Annotated in this window: 13 protein-coding genes; 9 read left to right on the plus strand and 4 right to left on the minus strand. The window is 58.5% G+C overall.

Features of this window, described 5'->3' with window-relative positions; translation table 11 throughout:
- The first annotated feature begins 62 nt into the window (after window positions 1–62).
- From IIC71_10380 to IIC71_10395, 4 genes are read left to right on the plus strand one after another with little or no spacing between them, the layout of a single operon-like run.
- Entirely contained in the window at window positions 63–1,037 is a 975-nt protein-coding gene (locus IIC71_10380; GenBank protein MCH7669584.1) for a branched-chain amino acid ABC transporter permease, read from the plus strand.
- Window positions 1,034–2,839 carry a hypothetical protein gene (locus IIC71_10385; protein ID MCH7669585.1) on the plus strand — a complete coding sequence of 602 codons (1,806 nt, stop codon included), beginning with the start codon at window positions 1,034–1,036 and terminating at the stop codon, window positions 2,837–2,839. Before IIC71_10380 ends, IIC71_10385 begins: the two co-directional genes overlap by 4 nt.
- Window positions 2,839–3,630 carry an ABC transporter ATP-binding protein gene (locus IIC71_10390; protein MCH7669586.1) on the plus strand — a complete coding sequence of 264 codons (792 nt, stop codon included), beginning with the start codon at window positions 2,839–2,841 and terminating at the stop codon, window positions 3,628–3,630. The genes IIC71_10385 and IIC71_10390 overlap by 1 nt, the downstream gene beginning before the upstream one ends.
- Window positions 3,627–4,352 (plus strand): ABC transporter ATP-binding protein, encoded by a 726-nt coding sequence (locus tag IIC71_10395; protein ID MCH7669587.1) that lies wholly within the window; start codon window positions 3,627–3,629, stop codon window positions 4,350–4,352. The genes IIC71_10390 and IIC71_10395 overlap by 4 nt, the downstream gene beginning before the upstream one ends.
- Window positions 4,353–4,376: 24 nt before the next feature.
- On the opposite strand, the gene IIC71_10400 is transcribed toward IIC71_10395, so the two are convergent.
- A complete protein-coding gene (locus IIC71_10400; GenBank protein MCH7669588.1) occupies window positions 4,377–5,009 on the minus strand; it encodes a hypothetical protein in 633 nt (210 codons plus the stop codon).
- 190 nt (window positions 5,010–5,199) lie between these two features.
- Here IIC71_10400 and IIC71_10405 point away from each other — a divergent pair, with 190 nt between their 5' ends.
- Window positions 5,200–6,027 carry an amidinotransferase gene (locus IIC71_10405; protein ID MCH7669589.1) on the plus strand — a complete coding sequence of 276 codons (828 nt, stop codon included), beginning with the start codon at window positions 5,200–5,202 and terminating at the stop codon, window positions 6,025–6,027.
- A gap of 8 nt (window positions 6,028–6,035) precedes the next feature.
- Here IIC71_10405 and IIC71_10410 read toward each other — a convergent pair whose 3' ends face one another.
- Entirely contained in the window at window positions 6,036–6,323 is a 288-nt protein-coding gene (locus IIC71_10410; GenBank protein ID MCH7669590.1) for a DUF427 domain-containing protein, read from the minus strand.
- A 382-nt stretch (window positions 6,324–6,705) separates the two neighbouring features.
- On the opposite strand from IIC71_10410, the gene clpB reads away from it, so the two are divergent.
- The 4 genes from clpB to IIC71_10430 all read left to right on the plus strand — a co-directional run bounded on the left by clpB (window position 6,706) and on the right by IIC71_10430 (window position 11,476).
- A complete protein-coding gene (clpB, locus tag IIC71_10415; GenBank protein ID MCH7669591.1) occupies window positions 6,706–9,279 on the plus strand; it encodes an ATP-dependent chaperone ClpB in 2,574 nt (857 codons plus the stop codon).
- 138 nt (window positions 9,280–9,417) lie between these two features.
- The gene (locus tag IIC71_10420) at window positions 9,418–9,765 is read left to right on the plus strand and encodes a PadR family transcriptional regulator (protein MCH7669592.1); all 348 of its coding nucleotides are present in this window, start codon (window positions 9,418–9,420) and stop codon (window positions 9,763–9,765) included.
- Window positions 9,766–10,002: 237 nt separating this feature from the next.
- Complete coding sequence (locus tag IIC71_10425) at window positions 10,003–10,515, plus strand: NfeD family protein (GenBank protein MCH7669593.1); 513 nt, start codon at window positions 10,003–10,005, stop codon at window positions 10,513–10,515.
- A 43-nt stretch (window positions 10,516–10,558) separates the two neighbouring features.
- On the plus strand, window positions 10,559–11,476 hold the full coding sequence (locus IIC71_10430) for an SPFH/Band 7/PHB domain protein (GenBank protein ID MCH7669594.1): 918 nt from the start codon (window positions 10,559–10,561) through the stop codon (window positions 11,474–11,476).
- A gap of 118 nt (window positions 11,477–11,594) precedes the next feature.
- Here the strand turns inward: IIC71_10430 and IIC71_10435 are convergent, their stop codons facing one another.
- Together IIC71_10435 and IIC71_10440 are read right to left on the minus strand one after the other, a co-directional pair.
- The gene (locus IIC71_10435; protein ID MCH7669595.1) at window positions 11,595–13,460 is read right to left on the minus strand and encodes a hypothetical protein; all 1,866 of its coding nucleotides are present in this window, start codon (window positions 13,458–13,460) and stop codon (window positions 11,595–11,597) included.
- Window positions 13,408–13,692 carry a hypothetical protein gene (locus IIC71_10440; GenBank protein ID MCH7669596.1) on the minus strand — a complete coding sequence of 95 codons (285 nt, stop codon included), beginning with the start codon at window positions 13,690–13,692 and terminating at the stop codon, window positions 13,408–13,410. The genes IIC71_10435 and IIC71_10440 overlap by 53 nt, the downstream gene beginning before the upstream one ends.
- Window positions 13,693–13,694 lie beyond the last annotated feature (2 nt).

Below are 13,694 nucleotides of genomic sequence, written 5' to 3' on the forward strand. Positions count from 1 at the left end.
TGTTGTTTATTCGTGTTGCGGCGCTCGTTGTCATCAGCATCGGAGCCATCCGGTCGATAGCCATGACCATCAACGGCGACGGGACGACGATCGAAGCGTGGACCAACCTCGCCATTGCGGGTGTCGCCCAGGGTTCGATGTACGGCATGCTCGCGCTTGGCTACTCCATGGTCTACGGCGTGCTCGGTTTCATCAACTTTGCCCACGGGGAGGTGTTCATGGGTGGTGCCATGGTCTCATTCTTTGCTGCCCAGAACCTGTTCGAACGCGGGGTCTGGGAGAGCAATTTTGCGCTGTCTCTCACCATCGTGCTGGTCGTGGCGGTGCTGACATCGACGCTGATAGCGGTCATTGTGGAGCGGGTTGCGTACCGGCCGCTGCGGAACGCACCCAGAATCATCCCGCTAATTACATCGATCGGGATCTCCTTTTTCATCCAATACACCTTTGCCGGTCTCTTTGGCGAAGGCATCAAGAACTATCCCCCACCCCCTAGCTACCTCCGGGATAAAGTCGACCTCTTTGGCGTTCTCCCCATTGAGGGGACGAAGATCCTTGTGATAGTCGTCACGACCGTATCGATGCTTGGGCTGTACTACTACGTGCAGAAAACCAAAGCCGGCCGATCTATGCGGGCGGTGGCCGAGGACAGAGAGATCGCCGCGCTGATGGGAATCAACGTCGATCGAACAATCGTGTCGACCTTTGCAGTGGGCGGGGCAATGGCCGGCGTAGCTGGCATCCTGTGGGCACTACTGTTTCGTAGCATTTCGTTTATCACCGGTTTTCTACCGGGGATCAAGGCGTTCACCGCGGCAGTGCTTGGCGGGATCGGCAATCTTGCTGGTGCCATGGTGGGCGGCCTCGTTCTTGGTTTGCTCGAGAGCGTCGGGACGATTCTTATACTCGGCGGCTGGGGAATACCGGGCGCCGGCAACTTGAAAGATGTCATCGCGTTTAGTGCTCTGGTGCTCGTCCTCATCTTTAGACCCCGCGGCCTGTTTGGGGAACGCTTGACACACGAGGATCGTCCATGACCGCGCTAGCGGCAGGACGCCGTAGGTCAGTTGCGGATTTCGATATCAAGGAAGTGGTCGTACACGGCGCGCTTGCGGCGCTCGTGATTTCTTTCATTGCCGCCATCGGCATGCTCGAAGAGCTCGACAACCGCATCCTCATCACACCGGTACTCAGCCTCGGCTACCTAACCATTGCGTGGGCGCCCTTCCTATTCGGGTACAGAGCGAGCCACGAGAAGACCATCGAGGGGGTTGAGCCACCAACCAAGGGTCTGCGAGACATCGTCGTCGGCGGTGTCGTCGGTTTGGTTGCCGGCCTCATCGTGTCAAGCTTTGGATGGCTCGCCCAAACCATGGATCTCACCGGCGTGTTCATCCACACCGGCGAGCGCATGCAGTCAGCGTTGTTGTTTGGAAAAAGTCCCGCCGTCGGATTTCTACTCATGGTTCTGTTCTCGGTGACACTCGGCGTCTTTGGTGGCGCACTCCACGTCATTCGTCCCCGCATACGCTCGCTCGTAGCCGTCTCGGTTGGGACGACGCTAGTTTTCGCTCTTTTCGAGGCGGATGTAAAGCAGCTGTTCAAGGGGTTGCGTATAGAGGGACTCGGAAAGATCGTATACGCCCCGGCCGGCGGCCTCACCGTGGTCACAGCAGTGGCCGTCACGGCAATCGTGGTGCTGATCAAGATCTACGGCAAGGGGCGAGGACCAACGGCGACGTACCAGCGGATCAAGAAACACCACAAGAACCTGACCCCAGAAATCAGGAAACGCAATAACTGGTTCTGGACTGCAGCGGGGATTGGTGCGTATCTGGTAATTCCGCAGATCCTTGGACGGTCCTTGAGCGAGACCGCGGTCAACATCGGGCTCTTCATCATCCTCGGCATCGGGCTCAACATCGTCGTTGGACAGGCCGGCATGCTTGATCTGGGTTACGTTGCGTTCTTTGCGGTTGGGGCGTACGGCATTGCGATGCTCACATCACCGTTCCGCCCGGCACAGTGGATCCCGCAACTCGACTTCTGGGTTGCGCTCCCGATCGTCATCATCGTGGCAGCGTTTGTCGGGATACTCGTCGGCACACCGGTTATCAGAATGCGTGGAGACTACCTCGCCATCGTAACTCTCGGATTCGGAGAAATCACCCAAAAGTTGTTCCTCTCTGACTGGTGGAAGCCAGTGGTCGGCGGCGCTCAAGGCATCACAAATGTGCCGTCGGTAACCATCGGTCCTATCGAATTCGCCGGGGCGAATTCGAAAATGGTGTTCTATCTCGTCGCGGTCCTGGTTGGCGGAACGTTCTTGGTCTCGCAACGTCTGGAACACTCTCGGGTCGGTCGATCGTGGGCCGCATTGAGAGAAGATGAACAGATCGCAGAGGCGACAGGGATCAACACCGTCACATCGAAGTTGCTGGCGTTTTTGATCGGCGCGGTGATCGCAGCGCTCGCCGGTGCCTTATTCGCTGCGAAAGTCGGCTCTGTGTTCCCGTCAAGCTTCAAGCTCTTGGTGTCCCTCATCATCCTCGTCGTCATAATCGTCGGCGGCCTAGGAAGCTTGCGTGGCGTTGCGATCGGGTCAGTTGTGCTTATCGGTCTGCTTGGCGGCCCAACGCTGCCCGGCCTCCTGAGAGAATTCGGTCGATTCAAGCTGCTAATTTATGGAATCATCCTCATCTACATGATGCTCAAGAGACCCGAGGGGCTGTTGCCAAATGTGACGCGCGCGCGAGAACTCCACCACGACGAGCTGAAACAAGACGACTGGCTCAACAAGGTCTCAGACGTGGACGGCGAGTCGGGGGTGACGGCGTAGTGGCCATTCTCGAAGTGACTGGCCTGAAGAAGACCTTTGGTGGGGTGCAAGCTCTTGGCGGCATCGACTTCCATGTTGACGAGGGGGAGATAGTCTCGGTGATCGGGCCAAACGGCGCCGGGAAAACGTCTTTCTTCAACGTTATCACCGGGATCTTCACCCCCGACGAGGGAGACATCGTATTCGAGGGAGAGAACATTGCAGGACTCACCCCTTCTGCAATCACCCACCGCGGTATCGCACGAACCTTTCAGAATGTGCGGCTCTTTCCGAACTTGAGCGTAATTGAAAACGTCATGGTTGGCCGCCACTGCCGCACAAGCCAGGGTGTGCTCGGTGCCCTGTTTCGAACAAAGGCGTTCCTCAAAGAGGAGCAAGAAATCGAAGATCATGCACGCCATGTGCTGTCGTTCTTTGGCACTCGATTGCGCGGCTACCGCGAAGACCAGCCGGCGTTTGCATTGTCATACGCCAACCGCCGCCGCCTCGAAATCGCCAGGGCAATGGCGACGGAGCCGAAGCTGCTGCTGCTTGACGAACCGACCGCCGGGATGAACCCCCAAGAAACGATCGAACTCGCCGGCCTTATCGGCAAGCTCCGCGACGACCGGGGTTATACGATCGTCCTCATCGAGCACGACATGAAGGTCGTCGGCCGCGTATCCGATCGTGTCTTTGTGCTCGACCACGGTGTCAAGATCGCCGAGGGCGACTACGAATCAGTGTCGACCAACGAAGACGTGATCGAGGCATATCTCGGGAGACCGGCAAGCAATGCCGCAACAGCATGACGGATGCCAGGACGCCGGTCCTCGAGCTCAAGGACGTCAACACGCACTACGGGCCTGTTCAGATTCTCAGAGATGTCAACCTCACCATTTACGAGGGTGAGATGGTGTGTCTCCTTGGAGGCAACGCCTCTGGCAAGACCACAACCCTCAAGACGATTCTCGGGATGGTCACGCCAACATCGGGAGCAGTCCTTCTCAACGGCGAAGACATTTCGGGCATGTCGACCGCCCATATTGTTGAACGGGGCGTTTCGATGGTGCCGGAGAACCGCCGGCTTTTCGCCCGCATGACCGTTCGAGAGAACCTCGAAATCGGTGCCTACCTACGCAAAGATGATATCTCAGACGACCTGGAGCACATCTTCGAACTGTTCCCGCGGGTGAAGGAACGCCTGAGTCAGAAGGCGGGAACCCTCTCGGGCGGCGAGCAGCAAATGGTGGCTGTCGGTAGGGCCCTGATGTCACGACCGAAGGTTCTGCTGATGGACGAGCCGTCGATGGGTCTCGCCCCCGTGCTCGTCGCCCAGAACTTCGAGATCATCGACACGATCAATAAGGCAGGCACAACGGTGTTCATGGTCGAACAGAACGCCAACATGGCCCTGTCGATCGCTGACAGGGGTTACGTATTGCAGACTGGCGAGATCGTGCTGCACGACACTGCCGAGAACTTGTTAGCGAACCCCCAAATGCGCACCGCCTACCTAGGTCACGCCGAGTAGCTGATTCTCCACCAAAGCTCTACCTCACGCAACGAACGTGTCTCCGCCGGACTCTTGCACTACGAACGAAATCACCAGGTTCTGTCCAACCCAGCTTTCAAGCACTTCCGTCGCCCTCGCGTTTGCCACACCTTCGAAAATATCCCACGGCATAGCTTTCTCCACACGAGTCACCATCTGGAGACCCAATTTCGGCTTCACCTCGCCGCGAACGAGGTCCATGCCCTCCATCTCGACAACAGCGAGTCCCAGCGACGCACATCGACCGATGAACGTCGCCGCAATGTCCTTTGCGAAAAACCCTTCGCCCTCCTCGGCTCGGTACGCCGCCTGAGGATCAAACTCCTCAACGAGCGCGAGAGTTGCAGGATCTTCGTCGCCCCAAGTAGCGCCCTGGGGTTCACCGAGCGGACCGACCTGGTCGTCATCCTCGTAGAGGTCCTCGGGGGTGACGATCCGTTCGGCAAGCTCAAGCACCTGCACCAGATACCCAAGATCGAGATCAAAGACCTCATCATCCGAATCGGAGTACACCTGGACGATTGGTGCGCCGCCGTCCCAGAACACCATTCCGATGAACTCTGAGTCACGCCATATTTCAACGACCGGCTCGTCAAAGTCTTCGCGTTCGGTTTCGACTATTCGTAGTGGGAGCATTCGGGGATTCTACGCAAAACGCGACCAACATGCTTCGAGACAGCCGATAACGATATCGGCACCGATGATCCAACGGACAAGCAAGCGCGCCGCGTGACGATTTGTGGCGACGTCTTGGACCGTAGCCGAAGCCTCGGTCGGTATGCTAAGACGCCCGGGCCGACGTGGTCAACCGTCTCTTGGAGGTGACGTGATGAACTGGGGCCGCCACTACCTGATGTGTCCACCCGATCATTTTGATGTCCTGTACGCCATCAACCCATGGATGGACATGGACAATCCCGTGGACCGCGACCTCGCCAAGGCACAGTGGCAGGCGGTAAAACACGCCATCAAGACGGCCGGCGCAAGGGTTGACGTGCTACCGGCGCAGCCCGGCCTGCCCGACATGGTGTTCACCGCAAACCACGGAGTTGCCAAGGACGGCGTCTTCGTGCCGTCGCGGTTGCGTTACGAGGAACGCCGCGCAGAGAGTGATCACTCGACCGACTGGATGTCGCGGCACGGCTTCACGATTCTGCGGGCCGGAACCGAAACGGCGCACGAAGGATCTGGAGACTGCCTCCCCTGGGACGGGGACTTCATTGCCGGCTACGGGCAGCGCAGCGACCTGGCTTCGTGGGAAGACTGGGAAGATAGAACCGGCTGGACGATCCACAAGATTCGTCTCGTCGACAAACGGTTCTACCACATCGATCTCGTGCTGTGCCCGCTCGACGGCGAGCGGGCAATCATTGCACCAACCGGTGTCGCCGCCGACGATCTCCCCCGCTTGCTCGAGCTTGTACCCGAGCCTCTCGTGTTGACTCCCCAAGAGGAGGTCTTGTTCATGATGAACTCGGTGGTTGTCGGTTCCACGATTGTGATGCCGGCGTGCAACGACCGCGTCCGAGAAATCCTGACCGGGTGGGGCTTCTCGGTGGCAGTTGTAAACGTGTCCGAGTTCATCAAAGCCGGTGGCGCGGTCCGATGCCTCACGATGCCGCTCGATATCGCTGCGACTGACGCTGCAAAGTAGCCGGCAAACTACCGGCTAGAAACCTCGACGCCGCGCCAGAACGCCACATAGTCGGTGATCTCTGAGGCCGCGCCCTTTGGCTTTGGGTAGTACCACGCCGCGTCACGGTTTGAGGCACCGTTGACCTCGACGTTCAGATAGGAGGCCTTGCCCTTCCAAGGACACTTCGTGTGCGAACGAGAATCCGAGAAAAACTCGCGGTTGATAGAAGCAGGCGGAAAGTAGTGGTTTCCCTCAACCACGATCGTGTCGTCGCTCTCGGCTATCACGACGCCGTTCCATATTGCTTGAACCATGAGTCTTCCTTTTGTCAGTCAACGAATCAACGACATCCGGGGCAACCGTATTCCAGGGAGAGCACCACCGTCAACAATACTCGCCCCGGAATCATCGAACGTCGTTTACTTCCTGAGCGCGTCCCGGATCTCGGTGAGCAGAACCGTGTGCTCATCCGGCGCTGGGGCTCCCTCTTCACCGCTGGCCTGACGCACCTGGACCGCCAGGATTGGTGCACAGAGCGAAATCGTAATGGATCGGTCTGATGGATCGGTCTGATGGATCGAATCGCAAGACGCACGAGATGGCATACTTGACAATGTCTCACTTAGATTTTCTGGCATAGAACGTCTATACTTTCGGTTGTAATGGTCGACAGGCAAGACCGAAGGGGAGTACACCATCGACTCACAACGCTTTACGACAACAGCAAGCCAGGCAGTTAGGGACGCCCAGACGCTCTCCAAAGTTCGCAACCATGCATCAATTACGCCGGTGCATATCCTCAGTGCGCTGCTCGGTCAGAGCGACACGACCGTGCTGCCGACGCTTCAAGCCGCCAAGGCCGACCTCGGATCGCTTCAGCGGGCGATCGAGGAGTCGCTCGCCAAACTCCCGTCGGTGTACGGAGACAAAAGCGACGCAACTCTCGACGCCGCAGCGTCCACCGTGTTCGACGTCGCCGAAAGCGAGCGGACCACGCTCAAGGACGACTACTTGGCCGTCGAGCACATTCTGCTTGCCATCAGCAAGACCTCGTTGCAAGAGCTTTTGACATCAGTCGGTGCGGACCACGCTTCGTTGCTCACCGCCCTCATATCCGTTCGTGGCTCGCAGCGGGTGACATCGACCGACCCGGAAGCCACGCTCAATCCCCTCGAAAAGTATGGTCGCGACCTCGTCGCGGTCGCTCGCCTCGGCAAGCTCGACCCGGTGATCGGCCGAGATGACGAGATTCGCCGCGTCATCCAGGTGCTGTCGCGCAGGAGGAAAAACAACCCGGTGCTTATCGGTGAACCCGGAGTCGGGAAGACCGCAATCGCCGAGGGTCTCGCCCAGCGAATCGCAAACGGTGACGTCCCAACCGGGTTGAAGGACAAGAAAATCTTCGCACTCGACCTCGGTCTGTTGATCGCGGGGGCGAAGTACCGCGGCGAATTCGAGGAGCGCCTCCAGGCTGTGCTGAAAGAAATCACCGCCTCCGATGGGGAGATCATCACCTTCCTCGACGAGCTGCATACCTTGGTCGGGGCCGGCGCAGCCGAGGGATCGATGGATGCGTCGAACATGTTGAAACCGCTTCTTGCAAGGGGCGAGTTGCGCATGATCGGTGCAACCACTCTCGATGAGTTCCGCAAGTACATCGAGAAGGACGCCGCCTTAGAGCGCCGCTTCCAGCCGGTGCTCGTCGAAGAGCCGACCGTTGCTGACACAGTTGGAATCTTACGCGGCTTGAAGGAGCGCTACGAGATTCATCACGGCGTACGAATCACCGACGCCGCCCTGGTGGCCGCCGCGACCCTGTCTGACAGGTACATCACCGCGCGCCATCTACCCGACAAGGCGATCGATCTGATCGACGAAGCGGCCAGCCGTCTTCGCATCGAGATCGACTCGATGCCCGAGGAGATTGACGAACTCGAAAGACGCGGACGCCAGATCGAAATCGAGATCGCTGCGCTCGAGAAGGAAACGGACAAGACGGCTTTGGCGCGCCTGGAAACCCGCAAGTCAGAACTTGCAGTCCTTTCAGAGCAACTCGAAGAGCTAACAGCTCACTGGGACCAGGAGCGAGTGGCCATCGAAAAGATCCGCGAAGCAAAACAAGCGATCGAGGGTCTGAGGGCGGATTCAGAGCGGAGCGAGCGTGAGGGTGACCTGCAGCGGGCCGCTGAGATTCGCTATGGGTCTCTTCCCGCCGCCGAAACCGCGCTTGGTGACCTCCAGACGGCCCTAGCAAGCCTTCAATCTGACCTCACCATGCTGAAGGAAGAGGTCGACGAGGAGGACGTGGCTGAAGTCGTCGGCAGATGGACCGGCATCCCCGTGACGAAGCTCGTCGAGGGTGAATCCGCAAAATTGCTCAACCTCGAGTCACACCTCCACGACCGAGTGATAGGCCAGGACCGCGCCGTGGCTGCGGTTGCGACAGCGGTGCGTCGGTCACGCGCCGGCCTCGCCGACCCCCACCGCCCAATCGGATCATTTCTCTTCCTGGGTCCGACCGGAGTCGGCAAGACCGAACTAGCTCGAACTCTCGCCAACTACCTGTTCGACGACGAACAGGCAATGGTGCGGTTGGACATGTCCGAGTACATGGAGAAACACTCGGTCAGTCGGCTGCTGGGCGCCCCTCCCGGATACGTAGGTTATGAAGAGGGCGGCCAGCTCACCGAAGCCGTGCGCCGGCGTCCATACTCGGTGATCCTGCTCGACGAGGTTGAGAAGGCCCATCCAGACGTCTTCAACGCCCTCCTCCAGGTGCTCGACGACGGCCGTCTCACCGATGGGCAAGGTCGCACTGTGGACTTCACCAATGTTGTCGTCATCATGACGTCCAACCTGGGCTCGGAGTTCATCACCGATGCCGACGACTCACAGACGATCCGAGAGAGAGTTATGGATGTTGTGCGGACCCACTTCAGACCAGAGTTCTTGAACCGTATTGATGACGTGGTGGTGTTCGACAGGCTCACCAAGGACCACCTGGCTGACATCGTAACGATCCAATTCCAACAGATTCAGCAGCGGGTCGCCGATCGGCAGATCAGTATCAGTCTTGACGATAAAGCGGTGACGTGGCTGGTGGATCACGGGTTCGACGACGTGTACGGAGCACGCCCGCTCAAACGCCTCATGCAGCGCGAGATCATCGACCGCCTCGCTAACCAGATCCTCGACGGCACGTCACAGAACGGTGATTCGATTCGAGTGACGGTATCGGGCGATGACGAGATCGAACTCACACCCGCCTGACAAAAGCATCAGGCCTGGCGCGGCGAGCGCTGTCGCGTTTGGCGTCTTGGACGTCCGCATTCGAGAAGCAACTTGGACTATCATGTTATGTATGGTATTATAGATAACAAGGTAAGCAATATTGCAAGGTACCTAGCAATGCCCAGTGATCACAACTCACAACTCCTCAAGGGAGTTCTCGATATGTGCCTCTTGGCCATCATCAATGACGAACCGTCATATGGCTATGAGATGGCAACGAAACTCCAGGGGAGGGGTCTTCATCTGATTAGCGAGGGAAGCATTTATCCGCTTCTCAGCAGACTTCAGAAACAGGGCCTCATCGACGGATACTTTGTCGAGTCTGCGGGAGGACCACCCCGCAAGTACTACCGAATCGAACACACTGGTAGGCAACGGCTCAAGGAATGGACACAGGAATGGGACAGTCTCACGAACGGAGTGAAAGAGGTTCTCAATGGCGGCGGTTATGACATCACAGCGTGACATCGACAAGATCGTCGCTGAATGCTCCGAGTATTGGACCGCCACCGGCGTGCCTCGCAAAACGGCGAGAGACATGACGGCAGAGCTCACGGCACATCTGTACGATTCCGTCGCCGCAGGCAATGCGCCGGCAACCGTCATAGGTCCCGATGTCAGGGGCTTCGCCGAGAGCTGGGCATCTGCGTATCGCGACCCGCGCGATCCCTCACAATTCATAAAAAGCCGCCAGTCACAACCGTGCCGTGGTGGACCGCAATCGGAGCTACCGCGCTCGTCATTGCAGCAGCGTTGGCAGTCGGAAAGGACAGCGAAGTGGACGAAGTTGGCATTCAGATCGCGTTTTGGGCGGCAACTGCTGTTGCGCTCGCGATTGGAGAGATATTCACTGCGGGATTTTTCCTCATCAGCTTCGCCGCCGGCGCAGGTGTGGCCGCGGCGCTAGCGGCAGCAGGAGTGAATCCACCAACGCAGATCGTGGCGTTCCTAATCGTCTCAGTAATCGGTCTGCTGTGGACACGAAAGTACGCCATCCAAGACAGACCCCCGCTCATCCCAGTGGGGGCGAACAGATTTCTCGGCAAACAGGCCGTCGTCGAGCGCGACATCAGCCGACACACGGCTGGTCGAGTTCGCATCGGGTCCGAAGACTGGCGGGCAGTCACAGACGCCGATGAGGTGTACGAAACCGGTACAACGGTGAAAATCGTCGCGATACGAGGCACGAGTCTTGTCGTGACCGCCCAAGAGTAAGTTCACACAACAAACATCGTAGGAATACGAAGAGGAGGAAAAAATGGAAATAATTCTCGGAGTGGCACTCCCGCTGATCATTCTGGCGGCTGTCTTTGCAGGGGTGGCGTTCAAGATCGTCAGACAGTTCGAGCTGGGCCTTATCGAAAGGTTCGGCGAGTACAAGCGCACGACGGGACCCGGGCTTCAGTTCGTGTTCCCGTTCATCGAGAGCATCCAACGCATCGACATGCGAGAAATCGTCGTCGACGTGCCACCGCAGGAAGTCATCACTAAAGACAACGTCGTCGTCACCGTCGACGCCGTCGTGTACTACCAGGCGGTCGATCCCAAGTCGTTGGCGTACAACGTGCAAAACTTCGTGCTTGCCGCAACGAAGCTGGCGCAAACCAACCTGCGCAATGTTATCGGCGACCTCACTCTCGACGAGGCCCTTACATCTCGCGACATCATCAATACGCAGCTTCGAGATATTCTCGATGAGGCGACTGATGTCTGGGGTACCAAGGTCGTCCGTGTTGAGATTCAACGCATCGACCCACCCGCCGACGTGACCCAGGCAATGCACCGCCAGATGAAGGCGGAGCGCGACCGGCGCGCCAACGTGACCGAAGCCGACGGTGAGCGTGAGGCACAGATACTGCGCGCCGAGGGAGTCAAGGAGTCAAGGATTCTCGAGGCCCAGGGCCAGGCCGGAGCGATCAGGGAGGTTGCTGACGCCGAGGCGTACCAAAAGCGCGTCGTCGCCGAGGGTGAGGCGCTTGCCATCATCCAGGTGTATGCCGCCATCCACGAAGGTCGACCAACTGATGATCTCATCAAGATCAAATATCTCGAGGCGTTGCAAGGCGTGGCTAACGGTACCGCAACCAAGATATTCCTCCCGATGGAAATGGGCGCAATCATGGGCGCACTCGGAGCGGCGGGCGAAATGCTGACGGGCGGAGGCAGCAGCTCGTAACCGGCTGATCAGAAGCTAGCTACGGAGGGGACGGCCGGTTGGTCGTCCCCTCTGTTGATCAACGGGTGCCCACAACTTGGCCACAACCCCGCTGGGTCTCCCGACACGGAGACCCAAATCACACCGTGGAGTCCCCGCCCCACGGATCTCCATCGTGCGACCCAGAATCCTGAGCCTGCATGGGAAGGGCAGCTTCTGCGGTTGAGCTAGCCCACGCGGCATGTCCCACCAGTCGCCGGTGACCGCGCCGCCTGCTGATCAGCAGGATCGATAGGCCGACGATCGCGGCAACAAAGAAACCAACCACACCGGCCGCAATCCTCAGCCGCGTCTCCCCTAGAGTCTCGGCGTCGTCGAGAACTTGCGTGGCGAGCGCTGCATCGATCGGCACAGAGTCAATGTCGCCACGTTCGTAGGCGGCGCGGGCGGCGTCAAGGTTGTCTTGCGGGTCTGCTCCAAGCCACAACCCCAGTCGCATCGCAAGACTACGATCGGCTGCGACAACATCTTCGGAGGCGGCTAGCGCGTCAAGGCCCCGGTCGTGCTGGTTGATCGATGCCCGCACGGAGCTAAAACCGCCGCGGGTCATCTCGAAGTCGAGCGAGAACACGTCTTGAGTTGTGAGGCCCATGTCGGTAGCGCGAGCGACGAGCGTCAGCTCGAGTTCGTAGACCGCAAGCCCTTCATCCATGCGTTGCACAGCGTCATCGAAATCCCAGTCCCCCATGGATTTGCGGATGAGATACGACGGCTGTCTTCCGGTCGTGGTCTGGAACGCCTGATACTTCTCGCGCGCAACCCTGCGAGCTTCCAATGTCTTCACCTCGTCTGTCTTCACGACTAGGTCGGCGAAGACATCAGTAGCAGTCTCGGATTCCCCAATCTCTTCGAAAAGATCGAGAAGGCGGCGCCAATCGTCCGGTTCCGCCCACGTCTCGGGCTCTGGTCGTCCAACGTATGCAATGGTGTCGCTCGCCGCATACAAGAGCACTTCAGCGAAGGCATCGCGACCAATCTCGGTGGTCAGATCATGGATCACCGACCACGATGCGTTATAGCCGTAGGCCTCGTGAGCATCCGTGAGATCAGACTGGACGTTCGGAAACACCCAAGCGTTGAGGTTCACAGCGCTCGTATCGAAGGCCGAGACCACGGTTGGAAACTCCCTCTCGTTGAACACTTCACGCAACACTATGGATGCGGCCTCCTCAGCAAACCCTTCGGTGATCCAACGTCCAACAAACAGATCGTCGTTGAACCAGGCATGCGACATCTCGTGGAGCACGATCTGTCGATCGACTTCCTCACCGATCTCGATCTGGATGCCATCCTCGACAAAAAACCACCCTCCAAACCCGGATATGTTGGGAGCGATCGACTCGGTGACGACGAGCGTGTCGTCGATCGGCCAGGCCAATCCGACAAGGTCTGCCAACGCGGGGAGCCCAAGTTCGAAAGTGTCAGATACCGTGTCGTACCATTGGTCATCGCCAGGCCAGTTTCTGATGGTGATGTTCTGGCCAGTGAATTCGTGGTCGGTAATGGTGAGAGCGTCATCGTTGATAGCGCCCACCAACACAAACCACTCTTGAGGGTCGGCAATAGCCTTGGCGACTCGAACATCCTTGCCGGCCTCGTCTGTTTCCAGGGTCATACGCTCGCCGTCAAGGCTCACCTGGTAGTCATCGAGACCAACGAGCCTGACTTCGGCACCATCAGGATCGCCAAATGCAACCAGTTGGAAACCAACAAATGCGGAGTTCACCCGGGTCGAGTCTTCGGACCGAGGCTCCCCGCCGGGGATCTCGTACGTCACCGTGACCGTACGAGACCGCTTGAAGAAAAGGTTCGAGCGGAAATGCACAAGGGCAACCGAAAACGAGTCTTCGTCTTCGGAGTCTTCGACCGTAACACGAAGCTCGCGTGTCCCGTCAAAGGCTGCTATGTTCGCAGCCTCGACTGGTAGCGGAACAAAAAAACCCATCGTAGAAGTAGCGGGTCGTGACACCACCCTTCGTCGTGTTCGGCGTAGCGTTTGTCGCCTCGACATCGATGGTCACAGAGATCTTGGAATCAATGGACACGACTTCGTACGTAGTCACCGCGTCGATGTGCAACCCCTCCGAAGCATCGGCGGTGGGCACCACGACGCCGACAATGGTGACAAGAATCGCAAAGGCAAACGAGCGACCCAGCGCACGAGTCACCAAATCCACGA

It is taken from the genome of Acidobacteriota bacterium (assembly GCA_022562055.1).
GTDB lineage: Bacteria > Actinomycetota > Acidimicrobiia > Spongiisociales > UBA5794 > BMS3BBIN02.